We start from the raw sequence: 9569 nt of genomic DNA on the forward strand, positions 1-9569 counted from the left end.
ATCGCTTCCATCGCCACCTTCGCCTTGAACTCGGCGCTGTAGCGCTTTCTCGTCGTCTTCATTCCCGTCCATTCCTTCAGGTCGGGATGAGCTTATCACCCTGTCCGAATTGCCGACACCACCTCAGGCCCCTGGGGAGGCGCTTTCCTGATCTTTGCCAGGCGGGAGGCGAAGCTTTTTTAAAATCGGCAATGTCCTCGCCCCGCTGGCCGTGATGGCGCGGCCGGGCCGTGAGCTTGCGGTAGCCCATCGCCCGCAGCTCCCGCCCCAACGTGAAGCGCGTCACCGACAGCCCGAACTCGTCCCATATCCACTGCGTCAGATCGACAAGCCGCCAGCGCACGACACCATGAGCAGCCGGGATCGGCCCAGCCTCGACTTGTCCAGCCAGCCGGGCACGCTGCTCATCATTAAGGATCGATGCCCTGCACGGCGCCTTGCGTGTCGCCAGCCCCTCGGGGCCATCTTCGTTGAAGCGCAATACCCAGTCGCGCACGATCTGCAGCGTCACCCCGGCCACACGGGCTGCCTCGCTCCGGCTCCCGCCGTCCAGGATTACCGCCAAAGCCAGCATGCGTCGGACCTGTTCCGCGTCACCACAACGTCGCGCCAACCGCCGCAAATCCGCCGATGTGTAGTCCGTTCGAACCCCAATCGCTGCCGCCATCGCGAGCCTCCTCTTGCTCGCTGCAACGAATCAGAAAATTAGCACCTTGGGAATCCAACCGTGAGTCAGAACCCGCGCACGTCGGTATTAGAGAGTAGCCAAGAGAGCTTCTATCCTCTTTCTATATTTGTCCGGCGCAAAACGAGCTGCCTGCACCAAGCCATTTTCCGCCAGTTTCGTCGCAAGATGGGTATCTCGTTCCAGCTTCAGCATCGCGTCGACCAATTCTGCTACACTAACTGGGTCAACTAGTAGCCCCGCATTACCGATGACCTCTGGCAGGCTTCCAGCGGTGGAACCAATTACGGGAGTTCCCAATGCCATAGATTCGAGCACGGGCAAGCCAAAACCCTCATAAAGCGATGGGAATATTACCGATCTTGCATTCCTGATCAGCGCCATCAATTCCTTCCGAGGCAGATGCTGCAACAGAATACAACGCCCGCCAGCACCCTCACTATAGCGTTTTATCTTCTCCCACAGATCGTCGCTGGCCCAACCTGGAGAAGCTACCAAAACGAGTGGCAGGTTGATGCGTGCATCACGATGTGCCTCTATGATCCGCCCGACATTCTTCTTCGGCTCCACCGCGCCAAAGAAGAGGAAATAGCCGCGGTTCGTCAGACCTGCCGGAAGATCGAGAAAACTTGCCGCTTTCGGCTGATGCCAGAATACCTCTTCCAATGACTGATATGTATTTACGACTAAGTCAGGATCAACGTTCATCTGTTCAATAATGTCCGACCGCGAACGTTCCGATACAGTCAGGATACGGTCTGCATTATTTGTGATTTCATTACATAACCGCCGCATCCGGTTTGGATTGCCCAAGACCAGTTCCGGTCGGATCAATGGTACAAGATCGTGAATTGTGTAAATATTCCGCGCGGCGCGCACCCGCAGCGGCACGGGGCAAGTCCAATGAGCCAGATCAATACCGGGAATGTCCACTTCCGTGAAACGCCCGAAACGCCGGAATGCAGCCACAGCGTTCGCGAATAATTCGCGTCTATACCATGCGTTCTGCACCGGCAAGCCCTCTTTATCTATCGTCAGCACCGTTTGATGGAGGCGAGGATTGAGGATGTTACGAACAGCTCCGCAATAGCGTCGGACCGCACGAAATGACCGCTTGCCTTGCTCTGGCCGCTGCAACGTCTGCGCCAGTGTAGGATGGTCTCCGTAGGGAATCGGCCCTTCCCAATTATTACCTAATATTATATCAACATCATGCCCACATCGAGCGGCCTGCATGATGAAGTTACGCGCATAGGTCGCGATCCCTGTTCCCGTCGGGAGGGCGATGTTAAGCCCATCTACAAGTATTCGCACGAAATTTTCCTATTATTGTGAAGTATTTTGGCTAAAATATATGTACATAAGTCGACAGCCTTTTCGCTCCGAAGAGATATCTTATAGGGGTGCCGTTAATCAGTAAGCTGCGTGCCACTCATTTCCGAAAGAGGTTGACCTATTTCTCCCCCCAACAAGCTTCGTTTCCCTATGCCATGAAATCAACTACAGTGAATGATACCCTGCGAAGTCCGATACCCAAAAGTCGGATATCCTGATTAATGCCTAACTCTGCTGGCGATTTTAATTCAGAGAAATTAAATTCAAGATTGATTAATCCATTGATGTTCGGAGTACTGGTATGAACTAATATTACCTCCACAGCGGGTGCCATTAATCCGGGGAATTGCGTTACCTCTATGTTGTTAACTCTGACCATTCCGTGTCCCGATGGTGCGGAGCCTTGCATGCTTGGGCCGAGGAAAAAGTGCACTTCAATCTTTACCGACCTTATATGTGGAGCAAAATGAAATTCCAGTCGAGTTCTAGCGCCTTCAGACCAAACGCCCCACTCTTCGACGAACGAAATACCTTCTACCGCAAATAATCGACCATATTCCGACATATAGAATGATGAATCTCCTTCTATTGTTGGTACGGCATGAATATTATAGTTGAAATTCCGCATAATAGAAGGATTATTGCGATCTATTTGCGCAATATCAAATTTTGAAAGGGTATTTATATATTTTCCGATTTTACCATTTCCTACATGTCCTGGATGCCAGTGGGTCTCATTCGTATAGCTCCCTACGGCATTACTGGAATCAAGAACACCTTGCCTCTCCAGTTCCATAACTCGCGTTCGAATTTTTTCCGGCTCCAAGTTTTCGGCCATAGTTTGGGCGAACGCCGTCTCAACCGGGTAACCAATGTCATTTCCCAACTGCATGATTGCTGCTAAACGATCTGGCATGTCTTCATAAACAAAGATAGAAGACTTCTTTTCGAGGAGCAGTTTCTCAATAGCATCGGCACTATTCTTAACCGAGATGATTGCAGCCGATTTCTCAAATCCAAAAACTTCCATAAGTGATACAACACAGTCCCGCGGATCACGGACGCTCACAATCGATTTTCCTCCAACAAATCGCACTAATTCACATAAATATTGGCTTGGAGCATGAGATTTTATTACCAGAGTTTGATTGCTCTGTATTAGTTCTCGTAAATTTTCTGGAAAATCATCTGAATAAACACCGATGGTATTTCCGTATTCTCTGCACAGTTCAAGTACAGCATTATAAATCCAAGTGCTGCCACTCCTAGGCAATCCCGCACATAAAATTACGGGTGGTCGCACAAAATCTCTAATATTGACGATTTCCATTTGTATCTCGCTCTTGATTTTCTTCTTTAGTCACAGTAATGTTATAAATTATTGATATTCGTAGAGAAAGTTATAATTTTTATTAAGTTATCGTGATCTGCCTCGTCGAGTGAGCCCATCGGTCCATTCGTAGATTATACTCATGAGGCGTTTTGGATTGGTATACCAAGGCCAACGTGGGTACCCGCCACATACGCGAATCGATCAACCGACTGAACTGAGCGCGCATTTTTCCCTTCAACGCCCGTTGCCATGTGCCGCCGTTCCTAAATTCGACGTGGGCGGCAATCTTTGAGGATCTGGAAATAGGGGGAAGATTCCATTTCGGCTGAACATAACGGCCCTCTATTGGTGTCATCTCTGAAGCATCGAGAAACCGGCTCTCCATATTCATAGCACCGCGCTGGATATAAGCATATCTTGCCCCCTAGCCCGGCAACAACCAATTGCTGCGTTGGCATTTTCTCGATGCAGCGCCTGGCTAGAGGCTGTTATGGACCAGCGGTGATGGCTGCGGCTTGCTTCATCATGATGCAAGCGAAAGGGACGAGGTGGAGTGCGGCGAGTGTCTGGGCGTAACGCTCATAGTCCTTGACGAGACGCCGGAAGCGGGTTGCCCATGCGAAGGAACGTTCGACGACCCAGCGCCGAGGGAGGAGAACGAAGCCCCGCTTTGCCTCGGGCAGCTTGATGACTTCCAGCGTAATGCCGTGGGCGGCTGCGGCATCGGCCGCCCGCGCACCGGTATAGCCCTGATCGACATAGGCGATGTCGACATTGTCGCCGGTGACGGCCTGCGCGGTCCGCGCGAGCCGTTCAACCTCGCCACGATCCTCGGCGCTGGCCGGCGTCACATGAAGCGCGAGCAGATGCCCCAGCGTATCAACCGCCATGTGGAGTTTTGATCCTTTCTTGCGCTTGCCGCCGTCATAGCCGGCGCGCTCGCCGCTCTCGGGTGTGGAGCGCAACGTCCGGCTGTCGATGATGGCAGCGGTCGGTTCGGCTGAGCGGCCAGCCGCCAAGCGCAGTACTGCGCGCAGGTCGCCCACCAGCGCCTCGAAGCAGCCCGCCGCCAGCCAGCGCTGTGTCTACTGATACACCGCCGCCAAAGGCGGCAGGTCGTTCGGCATCCATCGCCACGGCGCTCCCGTCTTCACGATGTAGCGCAGGCATTGAACACCTCGCGAAGGCTGTGCTCCCGTTGTCCCGCGTCCTCACGCTGGAGCGTCAGGTACGGTACGATCAGCGACCATTCCTCATCGGATACGTCAGACGGATAAGGCTTGCGATGAAATTCCATTCAAGCCTTTGAATCCATTCGAACTCACAAGTCCATAACAGCCTCTAGGCTGTAGTGACGATTTAATCATTTGAGCCATAGCATGATGGATGCGAGTTTGACGAAGCCGAGGAAGTTGGCGGCGAGCTTGTCGTATCGCGTGGCGATGCGTCGCAATTGCTTGAGCTTGGCGAAGAAGGCTTCGATACCCCAGCGCTGCTTGTAGGCGATGCGATCATAGGGATGCTGGTATTTGCGATGGCGGCGGGGTGGGATGACCGGTTCACCGCCTTGGTCGTAGATGAGATCATGCAGGCGGTCAGCGTCATAGGCGCGATCAGCCAAGACCTTGCCAGCCGGGATGCCGCGGATCAGGTCGCAGGCGGGTGCCATGTCGTTCTGCTGGCCGGGACCGAGGATGAAGCGGATCGGCAAGCCAAGGGCATCGACTACGGTGTGGACCTTGGTGCCAAACCCGCCTCGCGAACGGCCGAGAGCCTGGGCTTGAACGCCCCCCTTTTTACCCGTGCCCCGGCGGCTTGGGCCTGAGCGCGGATCACGGTCGCATCGATCGCCAGCCACTCGATATCTGGATCATCCGATACCGCTTCGAATATCCGGTCGATCACCCCTTGCTCGATCCAGCGATAGTACCGCCGCTTGGCTGTCTGATGGGACCGAACCTCTCCGGCAGATCACGCCAGCGACCGCCGGAACGCGCGAGCCATAGCAGTGCATCCAGAAACCGCCGCCCGTCGCTGCGCGGACCACGCTTGCCCTTGCGGCCGCCCGGCACGAACTCACGCAGCCGCTCCCACTGATCGTCCCTGAGAACCTCGCCTTCCACACCAGCCTCCAAAAGCCAGTGTTGAATCAGATATCACACCTCGCGTGAATCCCTAAAATGTCACTACAGCCTAGAGCGGGTTGCGATCTGATTGAATCAGATCGCCGCTCTGGTTTCTTTGTTTGCCGCGATTTCTTAACCAGCGATCGGTTCCGATCGGTTGGAAATCGCTCTAGCCCCACATTCTTGATGCTGTGCGGAACGCTCCCTGCTTGCGCCACGCCCGAAGTCCTAAGAATTGCCGATATGGTTCAAGTCGATCCGTTCTGCCATACGGGCGGGAGATTGCGGCCAACAGCTACGATACGCCGGAAACGGTCAATGAGTGGTCGAGCAAAATGGGGGGATGCGCTCTGCGCTCGGCCTGTCGCCCTCTAGCTCGTAGCCCCGGCAAGAATAACGATCACGGCGACCACGCCCAAAGCGAACGCCAAAAACCTGAAATCGGGCCTGTATGGACCTTCGCGCATCACGGCGCTTCCTTGCGCATCGCGTCGATCATCAGTCGCCAGATGTTGGCCGCGTCATCCTCGATCACCTGATTTGAATGGTCCGGACAAAGGGCGCGGATGATCTCGGAGCCACCTTCTCGCATGGCTGGGCTGGGTTCGTGTAGAGCTTCGATCACTGCCAGCGCCTGCGGCATGTATCTTTGCCACATCGGTTTGCCATCGAATTTGATGTTTTCGGGATTGCCCTCCAGCTTACAGAGGGCGCGGGAGGCGCGTTCGATTGGTGTCATGCGTACAGGGTTGCGCCTGTATTCGAGTCGGTCAAGAGGCGCCTGAAGGCATTTCTGTGCTTCATCCGTTTGAAAGGAAGGCGACCAAGGGCAGTCAGGCTTGTGCCCGATCGATATGACGCCACAGAATGCGAGGTATACAGCGGCTTGCAGCCGCGCAGGACGGCGCGCGGCGTAAGGCGGCCGAGAATCGCCTGTCCGGCGCTGACATTTAGTTCTTTGCAGAACGTCTACACCAGATGCTCGATCTCCTCCAGCCGGATCAAAACGACGCCTTCACAGAAAAACCTTCCCAACGTCGAATTGAAAGCCTGTCGCTTCACCATTCAACGTGCTGTCCGAGGTCAGGATATGAACCGCCCCGGGATTGCCGGAGGCCCTAACTCCTGAGGCATTTGTATACTTTGCAAACGCGAGGGCCGCTGATATGAAGCGGCTATGGGGATCGAGGAAATTAAAGAGAAGCTTTCGGCGCTCGCGAAGATTACATCTCGTTGGGAGGCTGTGGCTGCTGCCATTCTGGCTCTCATTGCTGCCCAACCATTCAAAGATGTCGTGTTCGGAACAAAGGGGGTGAGCGCCGCTTGGATGGAAATTGCCGGGAATGCATCGGCATTAATCAACAACCCGTTCTTTCGGCTGCTATTGTTGCCTTTGGCAGTATGGCTGCTTTGGAGGGCGGCGGACAAGGTGGTGAAGGCCGAAGAGCGGGAAGGCCGCCACACAAGGAATGTGATCGAAGGCAGCGCTCAACTCCCGGTTCTAATCGAGCGCCGTAACATGCAACTCCGTGACATTGCGACCTTGGACCAATATATCGCTGCGGTGAACGATCAGATCGAGCGAGGCCAATTGATGATGCAACCGTGGAGCGGCAACGATCTCATCTGCATCTCAAACCCGTCTTTCCCGCAAACAGTTCAGGCTCCGGCACCTGTTCCACCTGGACTTGTAACGGACATTCCGCAATTCAGCGGAACAATTTCTCAGGCTTTCCCAAGCATGGCCGACAATCAGCCAGATTCGATGACGGTTCGAGGTCGCAGGCTCGCGGGGGTTTATGACCCCCAAGGGCCAGAAAACATCACATACAAGAAGGTGCAGAGGCAAAATTTGAACGAGCTGATAGAATATAAACAACAGCTTGGGATTGCTAGAAAACGGCAAGAAGTGTTTATTCACCTTTGTGACGAGAAAATAGGCATCGCGCTCAAAGGGCTTCCGCCGCTGGATGCTTAGTCCTTGTCAGGCGCTGGCTTCTGCTTCGCCACCTTCTTCAGCCGCTCATCCCACCGCGCTTCATCCTCGTCCGCCTCTAGCTCGCGGGCGAGTTCCTTGAACTTGTCGAGTTGACTCCCTGCGGGATTTGGGGATTCCTTGGCATTCATGCCAGATAAGTTCCTTTTCGCCGACGAAGCAGGCTGCTTCACGTTCAATAAAAATCAGAATGTGAGCCGCTACTTTATCCTATGCACGGTCAGCATGGAAGATTGCTCGCTAGCTGCCGATCTTCTCGACTTAAGGCGAAGGCTCGCTTGGGAGGGGCGAGAGTTGGGCGAGTATTTTCACGCGACGACAGACAAGCAAGATGTGCGCGACGAAGTGTATGCGACGATCTTGAAAAAGCCATTCAAGGTTCAGGCGACCATAATGGAGAAATCCAAGGCGCAGCCGCACTTGCAGGCGTCGAAAGAGCGCTTCTACAAAACTGGCTGGTATTTCCATTTTCGCCACGGCGCCAGGCATCAAATTACGCCGCTAAATCAGGCGTTGGTTACGACGGCCTGCCTCGGCACGAGAAAGGAACAGGCTGCGTTCGCGGAAGCAGTCAACGACGTAATGAAGCAGCACTTCAAGGCGTCTCAATGGAAAACAGACTTTATGCCCTGCGCAGCAGACCCATGCCTCCAAGTTGCCGATTATTGTGCATGGGCGATCCAGCGAAAATGGGAGCGGAATGACGAGCGGTCATACGATCTCATAAAGGATCGCCTCACATATCACTATGATATGTGGCAGAGAGGTACCGAGCACTATTATTGATGCACGGCCCGCGAAATCCGCGATCTTGGCTATCCGAAGAAGTGCTCCCAGAGCCCTTGTCACCAAGCGAAGGCCGTGCGTCCTTATCTACGCATACAGCGGTAAAAGGTCTATGACTTTTTGGGATTTCGTCGATGCGGCTTCGTCCGCCACCGGCTCCTAACCCTTTTGCCCGCGCACTTAGGCTGCGGTGGCTGCGTTAGGCCCCTTATAGGTGAGGCGCTTGCCGACGATGCCCTTCATCGCTTCGACCGAACGATCAGCATCGTTGAAGCCCACAGCCTCACGGTTCGAATATCGGAAATCGAACTCAGCCAGATAGCGGTGAAGGTGCTTCTTCGCGCAGTGCTGGTAGACGCCCTTCATGCCACGCTTGAAGATGCTGAAATAGCCCTCGACGGTGTTCGTATGGATGATGCCGTCCACATATTCGCCCTTCGCGTGGCGGGTGTAACCGTGGGTGAAGGTATAGCGCATTTTGCGGTAGAAGCCTGCGTCGTCGGTCATCAGGTAAGCCTCGCGAGCGATGTTCTCGACGGCAATGCCGGTCACGACGTTGATGTTCAGCTTGTCCACGACCATGGAGCGAGCGCGGCCCGTCTCGCGGTCAACAAGGGTCACGACCTTCATCTTGTGACGAACGCCGCCCTTGCCCATCTTCACGCCCGGCTCGATGCCGATGAACGTTTCGTCCATCTCGACAGCGCCGCCAGTGTTGCCGAACGGAAGGTCAAGCTCGCCAGCGCGCATCGCTTCACGAATGCGGTGAGCCAGAAACCAAGCGCTCTTGTAGGTGATTTCCAGAGTGCGGTGGAGCTGGTGGGCCGATACGCCCTTCTTGCTGCTGGTCATGAGATAGACGGCCTGCAACGCCTTGTGCAGCGGAAGACGCATATGCTCGAACACAGTGCCGATCTTGACGGTGAACTGCTTCTTGCAGTCGCCGCAGCGCCAGAGGCCCTCACGGATGCGCTTGGCGGGGTTCGCTTTCACCTTCGTGACGCGGCCCATGCAACCGCAATGCGTGCAGACAACTCCGTCCGACCAGATGATCCGCTCCAGATGGGCAAAGGCAGCTTCTTCGCTGTGGAACTCGGGGCGGGAAAGAACGGACATGTCATTGACTCCTTGTGGGAATCTTATGTCACATCGCTATCGTGTTTGCAAGGTATATAAACGCCACTCCTGAGAGGTAGGGTCTAAGATGAGCAAGACAACGAACAAGTTTGCACCGGAGGTGCGCGAGCGGGCAGTCCGCCTGGTGCTGGACCAAGAAGCCGAGCATCCATCCCGCTGGGCGGCTATCAC

General features: G+C 54.7%; 8 protein-coding genes and 2 pseudogenes. 2 read left to right on the forward strand and 8 right to left on the reverse strand.

Annotated features, from left to right (window positions below):
* Positions 1 to 76 precede the first annotated feature (76 nt).
* The 6 genes and pseudogenes from MRBLSP13_RS15085 to MRBLSP13_RS15110 all read right to left on the reverse strand — a co-directional run bounded on the left by MRBLSP13_RS15085 (position 77) and on the right by MRBLSP13_RS15110 (position 6122).
* Entirely contained in the window at positions 77 to 667 is a 591-nt protein-coding gene (locus tag MRBLSP13_RS15085) for a helix-turn-helix domain-containing protein (protein ID WP_363755351.1), read from the reverse strand.
* 87 nt (positions 668 to 754) lie between these two features.
* Complete coding sequence (locus MRBLSP13_RS15090) at positions 755 to 1999, reverse strand: glycosyltransferase family 4 protein (RefSeq protein ID WP_363755353.1); 1245 nt, start codon at positions 1997 to 1999, stop codon at positions 755 to 757.
* A 169-nt stretch (positions 2000 to 2168) separates the two neighbouring features.
* Entirely contained in the window at positions 2169 to 3350 is a 1182-nt protein-coding gene (locus tag MRBLSP13_RS15095; RefSeq protein WP_363736947.1) for a sulfotransferase domain-containing protein, read from the reverse strand.
* Positions 3351 to 3841: 491 nt separating this feature from the next.
* Positions 3842 to 4650, reverse strand: a pseudogene (locus MRBLSP13_RS15100) (IS5 family transposase).
* A gap of 66 nt (positions 4651 to 4716) precedes the next feature.
* Positions 4717 to 5476 (reverse strand): annotated as a pseudogene (locus MRBLSP13_RS15105) (IS5 family transposase).
* A gap of 469 nt (positions 5477 to 5945) precedes the next feature.
* Positions 5946 to 6122, reverse strand: coding sequence for a hypothetical protein (locus MRBLSP13_RS15110; protein WP_363736946.1), 177 nt, complete (start codon positions 6120 to 6122; stop codon positions 5946 to 5948).
* 534 nt (positions 6123 to 6656) lie between these two features.
* Between MRBLSP13_RS15110 and MRBLSP13_RS15115 the strand changes: the two genes are divergently transcribed.
* Positions 6657 to 7457, forward strand: a complete 801-nt coding sequence (locus tag MRBLSP13_RS15115) for a hypothetical protein (protein WP_363755355.1) — start codon at positions 6657 to 6659, stop codon at positions 7455 to 7457.
* Here MRBLSP13_RS15115 and MRBLSP13_RS15120 read toward each other — a convergent pair.
* Positions 7454 to 7606 (reverse strand): hypothetical protein, encoded by a 153-nt coding sequence (locus tag MRBLSP13_RS15120; RefSeq protein ID WP_363755357.1) that lies wholly within the window; start codon positions 7604 to 7606, stop codon positions 7454 to 7456. The genes MRBLSP13_RS15115 and MRBLSP13_RS15120 overlap by 4 nt on opposite strands.
* Between MRBLSP13_RS15120 and MRBLSP13_RS15125 the strand changes: the two genes are divergently transcribed.
* Entirely contained in the window at positions 7605 to 8261 is a 657-nt protein-coding gene (locus MRBLSP13_RS15125) for a DUF3800 domain-containing protein (RefSeq protein WP_363755359.1), read from the forward strand. The two genes, MRBLSP13_RS15120 and MRBLSP13_RS15125, sit on opposite strands and share 2 nt — an antisense overlap.
* A 180-nt stretch (positions 8262 to 8441) precedes the next feature.
* Here MRBLSP13_RS15125 and MRBLSP13_RS15130 read toward each other — a convergent pair whose 3' ends face one another.
* On the reverse strand, positions 8442 to 9377 hold the full coding sequence (locus MRBLSP13_RS15130; protein ID WP_363755361.1) for an IS1595 family transposase: 936 nt from the start codon (positions 9375 to 9377) through the stop codon (positions 8442 to 8444).
* Positions 9378 to 9569: the final 192 nt, after the last annotated feature.

The sequence above is a fragment of the Sphingobium sp. LSP13-1-1.1 genome (genome assembly GCF_040676415.1).
Classification (GTDB): Bacteria; Pseudomonadota; Alphaproteobacteria; order Sphingomonadales; family Sphingomonadaceae; genus Sphingobium.